The sequence below is a fragment of the Cupriavidus gilardii genome (assembly GCF_008801915.1).
Classification (GTDB): domain Bacteria; phylum Pseudomonadota; class Gammaproteobacteria; order Burkholderiales; family Burkholderiaceae; genus Cupriavidus; species Cupriavidus gilardii.
In genome coordinates, this window is record NZ_VZOV01000038.1 from 18,821 (window position 1) to 29,217 (window position 10,397).

Consider the following 10,397-nt stretch of genomic DNA (forward strand, 5'->3'; position numbering starts at 1 on the left):
TCTCCTTAGCGACCAGGCGATCAGTTCTTGTGCAGGTCGGTGTACGGCAGCAGCGCCAGGAAGCGGGCGCGCTTGATTGCCGTGTCGAGCTGACGCTGATAGTGCGCCTTGGTGCCGGTCAGACGAGCCGGCGTGATCTTGCCGTTGTCGCCGATGAAGTCCTTCAGCGTGTCCAGATCCTTGTAGTCGATCTGTTCGACGCCGGCCACGGTGAAGCGGCAGAAGCGCTTGCGCTTGAACAGCGGGTTCTGCTGCTGGAAGCGCTTCTTGTTCTTGTTGTCACGTTTGACGAATGCCATGGTTCAATCCTTTACGAATGCTTTACATCCAGTGATGTGAAAGACGAGAGCCTTGCTGTTGCGGTGCTTGCGGGCGAGAAAGCCTTCGCAGTCGAGCACCGTGCCGAGCGGCGTACGCTCGAGGTGCTGGCCGACGGGACCGACGCCCATCGCGGCGATCGCGAACTCGACCTGCCGCGGCGTCTGCGCTTCGACCACCTCGCCGCCGTATTGCAACAGGCAGTTGACGACGGGGATGCCGGCCGGCGTGTAGCGCAGCGCGTCGCGCTCGACAAGGGTGGCGTGCAGCCTCAGCTGGTTCATCGCGCCACCGCCCCTCGCATGCCGCCCCGGTCATGCCGGAGCGAACCGCACACAGCAGACCGCACTCAGGCGGCCTGGCCTTCGCTGGTTTGCTGCGAAGCCTTGCGGGCTTCTTCGCGCTGGACTTCCTTCATCATCGGCGACGGGGCCGTCTCGGCCTTCTTCGTCTGGACGATCAGGTGACGCAGCACGGCGTCGTTGAACTTGAACGCGTGTTCGAGCTCAGCCAGCGTGTCCTTGCCGCACTCGATGTTCAGGCAAACGTAGTGAGCCTTGGCCAGCTTCTGGATCATGTAGGCCAGTTGACGACGGCCCCAGTCTTCCACGCGATGCACCTGGCCGTTCTGCGACGTGACCAGCGTCTTGTAACGCTCGATCATGGCCGGCACTTGCTCGCTCTGGTCCGGATGGACGATGAATACGATTTCGTAATGACGCATTGACGCTCCTTTTGGGATAAGCCGCCCGGGCGTCAAGTCCGGTGCAGCAAGGGTTAAATAGCCCGCGAGTATAGCCCGGAACGGCCACGGCGGCAAGCAGCATGGGCTCGCGGCCGCAGCGGGGGTGCTGCGCGTGCGCCGTCCGCCTCAGATCTGCGTAAAGAACTGCTGCAGCCGTACCGGATCGCCCGCGAGAGCCGGTTCCGCGCCGAGCGCCAGCAGCAGCGCCACCCTGGCCTTGTACGGATTCAGATCGCCGGCCGACACGAAGGCGCCGGCGGCCGGATTCGGCTGCGTCGGCGCAATCACATTGCCGGCCCCGGTGCGCGTGCTGCGCACCACCGCGACACCGGCCCGCGCCGCATCGGCAAGCGCGGCCAGCAGCGTCTCGTGGATCGACCCATTGCCGGCGGCGGCCACCACCACCCCACGCACGCCGCCCGCCACCAGCGCATCGACCAGCACGCGGCTCGGCTCCGCATAGCTGGCGACGATTTCGACCGCCGGCCACTGCCGCGGCAGCGGCAAGGCCTGCCGCGGCAGCCGCAGCGGTGCGCGCGTGAAACGCACCAGCGCATCCTGCACCAGCCCGATCGGCCCGGCGGCCGGCGATGCGAACGCGTCGACGGCCGAGGTATGCGCCTTGACCGCGTCGCGCCCGGCATGGATCTCCTGATTGAGAACCACCAGCACGCCCTTGCCCGCGGCATCCGGATGCGCCGCGACGCGGACCGCATCGAGCAGATTCAGCGGCCCATCGGCCGACAGCGAGGTGGCTGGCCGCATCGCGGCGGTCAGCACCACCGGCACGCTGGCCACGCCGGCCAGGTGCAGCAGCATCGCCGTTTCTTCCAGCGAATCGGTGCCGTGCGTAATGACGATGCCGGCCACGTCGCGCTGCGTGGACCAGTGATGAACCCGCTCCGCGAGCCGCCCCCACAGCGCGAACGACATGTCCTTGCTGTCGACCTGCGCAAGCTGTTCCGCCTCGATCCGGGCCACGTCCTTGAGCGCAGGCACGGCATCGAGCAGCGCCGACACCGGCACCGTCGCCGCCTGGTAACGGGCGCTGCTGGCGGCGCTGGACGAAGAACCGGCGATGGTGCCGCCGGTGGCGAGAACGATTACGCGAGGCAGGGTCATGGGCACGAGATATTCGTAAACAGGCGGCGATTGTACCCGCCGGAACAGGGCACTCCCCTACGGTCTTGCCCTGCCCCGCGGACGGACCGCACGCAGCCGAAAGTGGACGACGATGCAAATTCCTCTTGCACTTCGACCGATACTGTATAAAATCACAGCACACTGTTCAAACGTACAGTGTTGCACATGGCGGTCCCCGACATTCCCTCCCCGCGCGCCTCACGGCTCGCGGCGACGACGGGACCGCCACCGGATACAACAACACGGACAAGCCATGGCGACTCTGACACCCCGGCAGCAGCAGATCTTCGACCTGATCCGCAATACCATCCGGCAGACCGGCATTCCGCCGACCCGCGCCGAGATCGCTGCGGAATTCGGCTTCTCGTCGCCGAACTCGGCCGAAGAACACCTGCGCGCGCTGGCTCGCAAGGGCGTGATCGAGCTGACCCCCGGCGCTTCGCGCGGCATCCGGCTCAAGGTCAACCGCAGCGACTCCGAAATGCCGGACCAGTTCTCGCTGCCGATGGCGGGGGTGATGCAGTTGACGCTGCCGCTGGTGGGCCGCGTCGCCGCCGGCAGCCCGATCCTGGCGGCCGAACATATCGACCGCCAATATCAGGTCGACGCGTCGGTCTTCGACGAGCGCCCCGACTACCTGCTGCGCGTGCGCGGCATGAGCATGCGCGACGCCGGCATCTTCGATGGTGATCTGCTGGCGGTCAAACGCGCGCAGGACGCCGCCAACGGCAAGATCGTGGTGGCCCGCATCGGCGAAGACGTAACCGTCAAGCGGCTCAAGCACCGCGGCGATGCCATCGAGCTGATCGCCGAGAACCCCGACTTCGCCAACATCATCGTGCAGCCTGGACGCGAGGAGTTCTCGCTCGAAGGCATCGCCGTCGGACTGATCCGCCAGTCCGGCTTCTAGCGCAACGAAGCAATCCGGCAGGCGCCGCCGCCTTGGCGCCAACTCAGTCATGCAGCCACACGAGCCGCAGGGCCCCGTGTTGCCGCAAGACTTCCGCTGACGCCTTACCAAAGAGGACCACCATGCTGCAAGCCGACCGCTCCCTGACCCGCTACCCCGTCAAGCCGACGCCGTTCCGCCAGTCCAAAGGTGTCCGCATCTACCAGGGCGCCCAGCGCCGCACGATGGTCGGCAGCATGGCCGCGATCTGCCGGATGCTCGAACTCGATCAGCCGGGAGTGAAGCTGAACGCCTGAGCAAGCGTCGCTCGTGCGACTGCCGCGACAAGATCGACTGCGTTGCCAGCGTGATCGGGCATCAGCGCGAAGCGTGAGATACGGCGGCCCGGCGCCAAGCGACGCCTCTTGCGCATCGCAACAAACCTTTACAACTCGGACCGTGAATTCGTCGAAGCTTGGCCTAGCCTTTTCCCATGCTTTTCGAAGGAGACGGCCATGCCTTCGTCCGACGACACCATCAAGCTGCTTCGTCCCGGTCGCCGCACCATGAACTGGCACGATGTCGCACTGATCGCAGCGGGTTGGATCGCCTTGTGTGTCGGTGTCGGGTGGACGATCACCAAGGCCGCTGCTCGGTTGGTCTGAGAACCACGAGCGCCCTCTCCCGCAAACTCGGCACAAAGCAAAACAGCCGCTCGATGAGCGGCTGTTTGCATGGGATCTTGGGGTGGCTGATGGGACTCGAACCCACGACGACAGGAATCACAATCCGGCCGTCAATCAGCCATTTGCCCTTGTGCGTCAAGCACTTAGTATTCCGGTTTTCCAACGACAGCGGTTTGCGTCCCCCTTATTCCATGCGGGTTCCCGGGAGGCCGTTGGAAAATTCTGCGCGCATCAATCCACCCCTGGCTCACGGCTGAAGTGCTCGCAGGTCACGAGCCCCGGGCACAGCTCCTCGATCGGGCACTCGTATTTCAGGTACCAGACGCGGTAGGCGTAGACGGTGTAGATGCGCGGCTTCGAGCAGCGGTAGCACGGGCCATCGGGTATCCGGTCGTAGACCGGTTGAGGTGGGAACTCGTAGTCATAGACGTGCGACATGCCTATACTGTACATCCATACAGTAGTTCGCGGAGTACATCATGGGCAACAGCAAACGGGCCAACGGCTGCCAACTCCCTTCCGCCAACCCTACACCGCGCGTTTCGGCCGAGGCCGGCATCCTGGCCTACGTCCCGGGCGACATCATCGCGGATGCGGGCAAGCAACTTCCGGCTCCTGACCCGTTCGGCCCGGAGCATGGCGAAGTAGAGATTGACGCCCGGCACGTCGGTCGAGTCCGGATCTTTTTCGAGCTGGGAAAGGTCCGCCACCACAAGCACTCCCACTGGTACTGGCGCTCCTACCGCGCCGAGCCGGTTCATGGCGATTGGGATTCCGACGCTGAATAGCTGCAGCCCAATACCCACAAATTTCGAAATTTCGAAATTCCGCTGATACCGACGCTGGTCAGACGTAGCCCTATACCGCCGCGGCTGCGCTCCGCGTACAACGGAAGTGACACCCATAGGAGGCGACCATGGCAGGCATCGCTCGGCCGCCCGCCCCTACGCTGGCCGAGCTCTCCCCCATGCTGCTCGAGGAGCGCCGCGCCGTTCCCCAGGGTGATTGGCACTTCGAGATCTTTTGTGACAAGCGCCCGTTGTTAGGGAGCTAGGTTGTATCGTTCGCCGCTTGCCGCGGTGTGTCGTTTGTCACGCGGCTCTTAGATCTTTGCCACCACTGAGAGAGAGTGCTTCTTTATATTTCAACGACTTAGACGTTAGAGCCGTCAGGAGGGCTTCTCGTTCGCCCAGAGTGCTCCAACGCAGAACTGTGCTCCCGGATGGCGGGAACGGCGTCCTCACGCCTGAGCACGATTCACGGCAGTATGAACTGCTCCATAGAGTTGCGAGGCACCCCGGAAGCTAGGCAACGGAGTCGCAATTCGGAACCCAGAGCTCGCCCGAAGGCATCGGCTGCTAACTCTCTGATACATTAACGCAGTAGAGCCCGTAAACCATGGTTGCAATCTGTTAATGGGACTACCGTATGCAGTCAGATAAAAAGAAGAAAAAGTATGATCCCGGTCAATAATCGAAATGCACTCTTGATTGCGGCTGTCTTAACGGCTGTCGTCGCCGGCGTGGGCGGCTGTGAGCGGAAGGCAAGCCGGCGCGCCTCAAGTCCCGCAACGGGCACGACGCCACCGCCTGGTATCCGGAAGTCGCCGCCGCCGTCGGCAACCTGAAGGCGGGCTGCATCTTCGACGGCGAGGTCTGCGTCCTGGACGAGCACGGGCGGAGCGACTTCGAGCTGCTGCACCGTCGATCGGCGCGCCGCGGCAAGCCGCCCGGCTCGCACCACGTCGCCTATTGCGTCTTCGACCTGTTGGCCAACGGCGGCCGGGACATCCGCGGCCAGCCGATCGAGAAGCGCAAGGCCGCCCTCCGGAAGATCCTCGACTGCTGCCCCGACACCCTGCTCTTCGTCGACTGGGTGGACGACGGCGACTGGCTATACCAGCAGGCGCTGGCGCTGAAGCTAGAGGGGATCGTTGCCAAGCGGGCCGGCAGCCCATATGCGGCCGGCAAGCGGTCGAGCGACTGGGTGAAGGTGAAGCGGCCGGGCGCAATCCCGGCGGAGAGGTTCAGACGGTAGACTGGCGGCCGAAAGGAGACCGCCGATGTGCAACAACTACCGACCGACACAGAAACAGCTGCTGCGGGATGTCTACGGCGTCGTGCCGCCGTCGATGGACTGGAAGCCGGAGACGTGGCCCGACTACCTTGCACCCATCATCCGCTCCGATGCCACCGGCCAGCGCGACTGCGTGCTGGCGAACTTCGGCATGGTGCCGAAGGACAGGATCCCGCAGGGGGTCAAGCGCTTCGACACCACCAACGCGCGGTCGGAGACCATCGGGGAGCGGCGGACGTTCTCCGGGCCGTGGAAGGCTGGTCAACTCTGCCTGGTGCCGATGGAGAGCTTCTACGAGCCGAACTACGAGCACGGGCCCAAATCAGTCCGCTATCGGATTTGGCTGAAGGACGAGCCGACCTTCGCCGTGGCCGGGCTTTGGAGGGATTGGCCGGATGGCATGTTCTCGTTCACGATGCTGACCGTCAACGCCGAGCAGCACCCGATCATGAAGCGGATGCACGCGCCCGGGAAGGAGAAGCGGTCGATCGTGATCGTGCCGCGGGAGGGATGGGACGATTGGCTGCGGTGCCGAGACACCGAGATGGCGCGGAGCTTCTTGGGGTTGTATCCGGCGGAAAGGATGGATACTGAGCCAGCGCCAGTCGTGCGAAAGGCGGCAGTGCAATAACCCCACAGTCCGGTTTGGAGCCGGTATGTCTTGAGACATAATCCGACCTGCTTGTACAAAAACTAGACAGGAACGGGTTATGAAGATGGAGGCAGGTCAATCCCCGGCTGCCGATCAGTACGCCGAGGGTTTCAAGGAAGGCGTTCGCCAGGCACTGCAGCGCTGCCGTTTGCTGCTGGCGTCGGGAAACGTGACAGCGACGGCGTGCATCACGGCGCTGGAGGCGATGTCAACTACTACGGCCGGCATTCAGGCGACCGCGTATCGCTGCCCGAAGTGCAAGCAGGATGTCGCTGCGCCCGCCATCGCAGAGCACTGGAAAGCGTGCAGGGTTACTGGGTGATGGCGTCGACCAGCGCCTGATGCCGGTCGCGACACTCTCCGCCCTGCCGTTGTAGGTCGAGGGCGAACTGACGGAGATCAGCGAGTGTCGGGCCGGTCGGCGCTTCCAGAACCGGAGGGCACGGTTGTACCGTTGGCAATCGCGGCGTTCTCGCGGAAGATGCGCAGCCAGTCGTCACCAGTGCGGCAATCAGGAATGTCAGGCGTCGCATGCTTGGCGACCTCCACAGTCTTGGTGATGGTTCGGTATTCGATCTGCTTCTTGTCGCGCGCCTCCAGGTAGAGCGCATAGGCGGCGTCCGCATTGGCACGCCAATCAGCCTCAGCCTTCGCTGCAGCGGCGCGCTCCACCTTCCGACCATCGGATCGCCCCATCACATACGAGACCCCGGACGTGGCACCCAGCAGCACCAGCGCTGCAAGCCACAGGCGCATATCGAGCGGGCTCATTTCTGTTTCAACCAACGCTTGAGCGCGATTTCCAGATACTGGGCGCCCACGATGCCTAGGCCGCTTCCGATGCCGTACAGCGCGAGCGGGTTCAGGTCAGGAAACTGGATCAAGCCAACGCCGGCGATCATGGATGTGGCGGCGCCCAGGATGGCGCGGCCGAGAATCAACCGGAAGGTCAGGTGTTCTTCGCTCACGAGTAGTTTCCCCATTGCGATCATGACCCCGATCATCCCGAGCATCAGCAGGCTTTTTTCGTGCTCTTGCATCAGACGTTCTCCGCTGCCGTTTCCAAGTTGTTTGCCACCCGCCGCGCCCAGCCTTTACCAAAGCTGGCCCATGTGGGCAGACCCGTCAGAAACTGAAGCCGCTCCGCATTGAAGCGCAGCACCAGCTTCGCAGCCGGCATCGCCCGCGCAGCAGCAAGAGTCTTCGGGCCCAGCACGCCATCGTCCTGGGACGCCGCCGCGCGCTGGAGCAGCTTGACCGCCTGCTTGACGCCGCTGTTGTACGCCGTGTCGAAGGTATCGAACCGGACCGCAGCGGGTAACTCGTCTGCTCGCACCGCGTTCCAATACGCCGCCTTAGCGATCGCCTTGGCTGTCTCCCGCGGCAACTGGCGCATGGGGCCGTAATAGCCATGGAGACGTGCGACGCGTGCGGTGACGCCCCACATGGTTTCGCCCCCGGGATCCGAAGGATGGTCGCTATACCCGCCCTCGTGCCCCATCAGCAGGTCGAATGCCTGATCGAACGTCATACGGCCCTCAGAAATGAAAAAGCCCGCTCGGGGCGGGCGATGATGGAACTGGTTGACACATAGGACCATTGGTCCTATCTTAGCGCTACCGGGAAGCGCATACCGCGCGGCCCAACTCTCCGAAAGGAATGAACCATGGCGCGCTATGCCCATCCTCTATTCGGCGCCGACCCCGGCGCAACTCGCCCTATTCAAACAGGAGCTTGGGCTGTCGAGTACCCAGATGGCCGAGCTGTTCGGCATCTCGGAGGGTCGGCAGTGGCGGAAGTACACCGGCGGCGACCGGGACATCAGTCTGCAGATGCTGTTCTTCGGCCTGGCGCGACTCGAGCTCGACGAGGCAACCATCGAACGGATCTTCGACCGTATGCGCAAAGTTGGCGCGATCGTCGACGTGGAATCCACAGCCTGATCGTGAAGGGGATGCTGGTCAGCTTGGCGACTGCCTTTGTTGTCGCGTCGAGCGGCTGCGGCGGCGGAGGCGGCGGTGACGATGCCCCTGCCCCTGCCCCTGCCACGCCGCAGGAAGCGCCAAAGCACGTCGTCATCGACGCAGAGGGTGACTCCACGATGTGGGGCTTCCAGACGATCGATGGAAAAGGCACCCAGACGGCGCACAATCCGCCCGCGATCGTTCAGGCGACGCTGCAGGATAGGTACGGGCCCACCGTCACCGTGCTGAACCACGCCATTCCGAGCATGACCATCATCAATCGGATGGAGGGCACCGGCGCCTACTCGCAAACGTACAGCCAGGAGCTCGCCAGCACTACGACGCACGTCGTGGTGGTCAACTTCGCGCTCAATGACACCAACAACATGCCGAACGAGAGCCCGCAGCTGTACCGCGAATACCTCGAACGGTTTGTCGACGAGTCGCAGCGCGCTGGGCGGATCGTCGTCCTGGAAGAGCCGAACCCGACCAAGAGCGACGACTTTAACCAGTACGTCGCCCTCTACGTTCAGGCCATGAACGAGGTCGCTTATGCCCGGAACATACCCATCGTTCGGCAGTTCCACTACATCCAGACGCTTCCGAATTGGAAGGCACTGCTGATCGACACCGAGCACCCGACCGATGAGCTTTACCGCATCAAGGCGGCGCGCCAAGTCGAAGTGCTGGACCCGATCGTCAGGGCTCTGCTGTGACGTCGCCCGCGGCGGTCGGCGCTGGGAAGCACGCCCGCATGTATTCCGGCACGCTCTCATAGAAGGCCTTCCACCTCGGGTCGTCAGCCTCGACGGTCCCGAGGTTTTCCATCTTCCCCGGATCCTGCGGCGACAGGAACCACGACTGGATCCGGTTTTCGGTTGCGTCGGTGAATTGCACGTTCAGGATGCTCATGGTCAGATCGTGTACCCGCTGATGTAGAAGCTGTAGTTCTGCGCCGTCGCCCCGGGGGCGTTGTAGTAGAAATAGGCCGTTTGCGCCGTGGTCAGCGGCACGTCCTTCCAAGTGATCGGGCCGCCGTTCGACGAGCCGCTCATGTTGGCAGTCTGGTTCGCCATGCCGGCCGCGTTCGCGGCAACCGCAATATTCACCGCGGAAGCGCCAGTCGCGTTCGCGTTGGCATAGCCAGAATAGGTCTTGGCATTCGCCGGAACCGCACCGCCGATGTTGTGCGCGTTGAACGCATTGCCGCCAGCAGCCGTCGTGCCAAGCACGCCGATCCCGGCAAATCCGATGAAGCGATCGCGCTGGACGAATCCATTGAACTGGCGACTGGCATTCGTCGTCACAACGCTGATCAGCGCAGATGCGGTGAATCCGGCCGGCATACTGGCGCCGGAATACACCTCCGACGCAACACCAGGCATCGTTTGAGCCAGCAGGCCAGATGCCTTTGTGGTTGGGTTGTAGATGGCATAGATCGCCACGGAGCCCGACGCTGGCGCTTGGCCTGCGTCCATGCCATTGACACCGACATTCGTGAGGTTGAGTGTGGCGTTGAAATTGGGAATGCAATAACGAAGAGCATTGAGCGCCGATTCACACACCAGCTCGGCGGCAGTGAAGTTGGCGGTCGTCGCGCCCACCGCAGCACTTCCCGTCAAGTTCCGAGCCGATCCGACCACTACCGGAGACTGCGCACTCACAGCTGCCTTGAGGTTGGTCAGGATCGTGTCGGTCGTGCCGTCATCGATAACATCCCGCCCCGTCACGTCCGCAACGAATCCGGCGATGACGGCCGCCATGATGCTCGACTGGCGCCATGCCTTGTTCAATTGTGCGGACTGCGCGACGCCGGACTGAAAGCCCGAGAGGCGTTGCGTCAGCGCGGCCCACTCGGCCTGCGACATGACATTGGCGCCGCTGCCAGTAGCGAATGGGAGGAAGTCGATCGTTGCCATTGATG

The 10,397-nt window shown here is 63.5% G+C and carries 19 protein-coding genes and 1 pseudogene; 9 read left to right on the forward strand and 11 right to left on the reverse strand.

What is annotated here, in order from left to right; genetic code table 11:
* Positions 1–20 precede the first annotated feature (20 nt).
* The 4 genes from rpsR to F7Q96_RS24985 all read right to left on the reverse strand — a co-directional run bounded on the left by rpsR (position 21) and on the right by F7Q96_RS24985 (position 2,185).
* Positions 21–299, reverse strand: a complete 279-nt coding sequence (rpsR, locus tag F7Q96_RS24970; protein WP_006575387.1) for a 30S ribosomal protein S18 — start codon at positions 297–299, stop codon at positions 21–23.
* A 3-nt stretch (positions 300–302) separates the two neighbouring features.
* Positions 303–602 (reverse strand): primosomal replication protein N, encoded by a 300-nt coding sequence (gene priB / locus F7Q96_RS24975; protein WP_006575388.1) that lies wholly within the window; start codon positions 600–602, stop codon positions 303–305.
* Positions 603–667: 65 nt separating this feature from the next.
* Positions 668–1,042, reverse strand: a complete 375-nt coding sequence (rpsF, locus tag F7Q96_RS24980; protein ID WP_006575389.1) for a 30S ribosomal protein S6 — start codon at positions 1,040–1,042, stop codon at positions 668–670.
* 147 nt (positions 1,043–1,189) lie between these two features.
* On the reverse strand, positions 1,190–2,185 hold the full coding sequence (locus F7Q96_RS24985) for an asparaginase (RefSeq protein WP_053821609.1): 996 nt from the start codon (positions 2,183–2,185) through the stop codon (positions 1,190–1,192).
* 274 nt (positions 2,186–2,459) lie between these two features.
* Here F7Q96_RS24985 and lexA point away from each other — a divergent pair, with 274 nt between their 5' ends.
* From lexA to F7Q96_RS26920, 3 genes are all read left to right on the forward strand, one after another.
* The gene (gene lexA / locus F7Q96_RS24990; protein ID WP_053821608.1) at positions 2,460–3,116 is read left to right on the forward strand and encodes a transcriptional repressor LexA; all 657 of its coding nucleotides are present in this window, start codon (positions 2,460–2,462) and stop codon (positions 3,114–3,116) included.
* A gap of 122 nt (positions 3,117–3,238) precedes the next feature.
* Positions 3,239–3,412 (forward strand): hypothetical protein, encoded by a 174-nt coding sequence (locus tag F7Q96_RS26915; RefSeq protein WP_023265037.1) that lies wholly within the window; start codon positions 3,239–3,241, stop codon positions 3,410–3,412.
* 198 nt (positions 3,413–3,610) lie between these two features.
* Positions 3,611–3,760 (forward strand): hypothetical protein, encoded by a 150-nt coding sequence (locus F7Q96_RS26920; RefSeq protein ID WP_156526608.1) that lies wholly within the window; start codon positions 3,611–3,613, stop codon positions 3,758–3,760.
* 252 nt (positions 3,761–4,012) lie between these two features.
* On the opposite strand, the gene F7Q96_RS24995 is transcribed toward F7Q96_RS26920, so the two are convergent.
* On the reverse strand, positions 4,013–4,234 hold the full coding sequence (locus tag F7Q96_RS24995; RefSeq protein WP_144425775.1) for a hypothetical protein: 222 nt from the start codon (positions 4,232–4,234) through the stop codon (positions 4,013–4,015).
* Between the two features lie 26 nt (positions 4,235–4,260).
* Between F7Q96_RS24995 and F7Q96_RS25000 the strand changes: the two genes are divergently transcribed.
* Positions 4,261–4,569, forward strand: a complete 309-nt coding sequence (locus F7Q96_RS25000; protein WP_053821606.1) for a hypothetical protein — start codon at positions 4,261–4,263, stop codon at positions 4,567–4,569.
* Between the two features lie 646 nt (positions 4,570–5,215).
* Here F7Q96_RS25000 and F7Q96_RS27315 read toward each other — a convergent pair.
* Entirely contained in the window at positions 5,216–5,482 is a 267-nt protein-coding gene (locus tag F7Q96_RS27315) for a hypothetical protein (protein ID WP_053821605.1), read from the reverse strand.
* On the opposite strand from F7Q96_RS27315, the pseudogene F7Q96_RS25005 reads away from it, so the two are divergent.
* From F7Q96_RS25005 to F7Q96_RS25015, 3 genes and pseudogenes are all read left to right on the forward strand, one after another.
* Positions 5,384–5,818: pseudogene (locus F7Q96_RS25005) on the forward strand (ATP-dependent DNA ligase); the annotation flags it as partial. The gene F7Q96_RS27315 and the pseudogene F7Q96_RS25005 sit on opposite strands and share 99 nt — an antisense overlap.
* 25 nt (positions 5,819–5,843) lie before the next feature.
* Positions 5,844–6,488 (forward strand): SOS response-associated peptidase, encoded by a 645-nt coding sequence (locus F7Q96_RS25010; protein WP_053821603.1) that lies wholly within the window; start codon positions 5,844–5,846, stop codon positions 6,486–6,488.
* Between the two features lie 79 nt (positions 6,489–6,567).
* Entirely contained in the window at positions 6,568–6,831 is a 264-nt protein-coding gene (locus F7Q96_RS25015; protein WP_053821602.1) for a hypothetical protein, read from the forward strand.
* Between the two features lie 77 nt (positions 6,832–6,908).
* Here the strand turns inward: F7Q96_RS25015 and F7Q96_RS25020 are convergent, their stop codons facing one another.
* From F7Q96_RS25020 to F7Q96_RS25030, 3 genes are read right to left on the reverse strand one after another with little or no spacing between them, the layout of a single operon-like run.
* Positions 6,909–7,280, reverse strand: a complete 372-nt coding sequence (locus tag F7Q96_RS25020) for a hypothetical protein (protein ID WP_151023480.1) — start codon at positions 7,278–7,280, stop codon at positions 6,909–6,911.
* Positions 7,277–7,549 (reverse strand): phage holin family protein, encoded by a 273-nt coding sequence (locus F7Q96_RS25025; RefSeq protein WP_151023482.1) that lies wholly within the window; start codon positions 7,547–7,549, stop codon positions 7,277–7,279. The genes F7Q96_RS25020 and F7Q96_RS25025 overlap by 4 nt, the downstream gene beginning before the upstream one ends.
* Positions 7,549–8,040 (reverse strand): glycoside hydrolase family 108 protein, encoded by a 492-nt coding sequence (locus F7Q96_RS25030; protein ID WP_151023484.1) that lies wholly within the window; start codon positions 8,038–8,040, stop codon positions 7,549–7,551. Before F7Q96_RS25030 ends, F7Q96_RS25025 begins: the two co-directional genes overlap by 1 nt.
* Positions 8,041–8,263: 223 nt before the next feature.
* Here F7Q96_RS25030 and F7Q96_RS25035 point away from each other — a divergent pair, with 223 nt between their 5' ends.
* Both F7Q96_RS25035 and F7Q96_RS25040 read left to right on the forward strand, forming a co-directional pair.
* Complete coding sequence (locus tag F7Q96_RS25035) at positions 8,264–8,452, forward strand: hypothetical protein (protein WP_322789921.1); 189 nt, start codon at positions 8,264–8,266, stop codon at positions 8,450–8,452.
* Positions 8,453–8,463: 11 nt separating this feature from the next.
* On the forward strand, positions 8,464–9,189 hold the full coding sequence (locus F7Q96_RS25040) for an SGNH/GDSL hydrolase family protein (protein ID WP_151023488.1): 726 nt from the start codon (positions 8,464–8,466) through the stop codon (positions 9,187–9,189).
* Here the strand turns inward: F7Q96_RS25040 and F7Q96_RS25045 are convergent.
* Both F7Q96_RS25045 and F7Q96_RS26925 read right to left on the reverse strand, forming a co-directional pair.
* Positions 9,173–9,385 carry a hypothetical protein gene (locus F7Q96_RS25045; protein ID WP_151023490.1) on the reverse strand — a complete coding sequence of 71 codons (213 nt, stop codon included), beginning with the start codon at positions 9,383–9,385 and terminating at the stop codon, positions 9,173–9,175. The genes F7Q96_RS25040 and F7Q96_RS25045 overlap by 17 nt on opposite strands.
* A gap of 2 nt (positions 9,386–9,387) precedes the next feature.
* A partial coding sequence (locus tag F7Q96_RS26925) for a hypothetical protein (RefSeq protein ID WP_170265983.1) occupies positions 9,388–10,397 on the reverse strand: 1,010 nt, incomplete at its 5' end.

Excerpts from the sequence above, each read along its gene's own strand:
- F7Q96_RS24985 (WP_053821609.1), bottom strand. The coding sequence starts at position 2,185 with ATGACCCTGCCTCGCGTAATCGTTCTCGCCACCGGCGGCACCATCGCC.
- F7Q96_RS25040 (WP_151023488.1), top strand. The coding sequence starts at position 8,464 with ATGCTGGTCAGCTTGGCGACTGCCTTTGTTGTCGCGTCGAGCGGCTGC.
- F7Q96_RS25020 (WP_151023480.1), bottom strand. The coding sequence starts at position 7,280 with ATGAGCCCGCTCGATATGCGCCTGTGGCTTGCAGCGCTGGTGCTGCTG.
- rpsR (WP_006575387.1), bottom strand. The coding sequence starts at position 299 with ATGGCATTCGTCAAACGTGACAACAAGAACAAGAAGCGCTTCCAGCAG.
- F7Q96_RS26920 (WP_156526608.1), top strand. The coding sequence starts at position 3,611 with ATGCCTTCGTCCGACGACACCATCAAGCTGCTTCGTCCCGGTCGCCGC.
- F7Q96_RS25015 (WP_053821602.1), top strand. The coding sequence starts at position 6,568 with ATGAAGATGGAGGCAGGTCAATCCCCGGCTGCCGATCAGTACGCCGAG.
- F7Q96_RS25025 (WP_151023482.1), bottom strand. The coding sequence starts at position 7,549 with ATGCAAGAGCACGAAAAAAGCCTGCTGATGCTCGGGATGATCGGGGTC.
- F7Q96_RS26915 (WP_023265037.1), top strand. The coding sequence starts at position 3,239 with ATGCTGCAAGCCGACCGCTCCCTGACCCGCTACCCCGTCAAGCCGACG.
- F7Q96_RS25000 (WP_053821606.1), top strand. The coding sequence starts at position 4,261 with ATGGGCAACAGCAAACGGGCCAACGGCTGCCAACTCCCTTCCGCCAAC.
- priB (WP_006575388.1), bottom strand. The coding sequence starts at position 602 with ATGAACCAGCTGAGGCTGCACGCCACCCTTGTCGAGCGCGACGCGCTG.
- F7Q96_RS25030 (WP_151023484.1), bottom strand. The coding sequence starts at position 8,040 with ATGACGTTCGATCAGGCATTCGACCTGCTGATGGGGCACGAGGGCGGG.
- F7Q96_RS25045 (WP_151023490.1), bottom strand. The coding sequence starts at position 9,385 with ATGAGCATCCTGAACGTGCAATTCACCGACGCAACCGAAAACCGGATC.
- F7Q96_RS25035 (WP_322789921.1), top strand. The coding sequence starts at position 8,264 with ATGGCCGAGCTGTTCGGCATCTCGGAGGGTCGGCAGTGGCGGAAGTAC.
- rpsF (WP_006575389.1), bottom strand. The coding sequence starts at position 1,042 with ATGCGTCATTACGAAATCGTATTCATCGTCCATCCGGACCAGAGCGAG.
- F7Q96_RS25010 (WP_053821603.1), top strand. The coding sequence starts at position 5,844 with ATGTGCAACAACTACCGACCGACACAGAAACAGCTGCTGCGGGATGTC.
- F7Q96_RS24995 (WP_144425775.1), bottom strand. The coding sequence starts at position 4,234 with ATGTACAGTATAGGCATGTCGCACGTCTATGACTACGAGTTCCCACCT.
- lexA (WP_053821608.1), top strand. The coding sequence starts at position 2,460 with ATGGCGACTCTGACACCCCGGCAGCAGCAGATCTTCGACCTGATCCGC.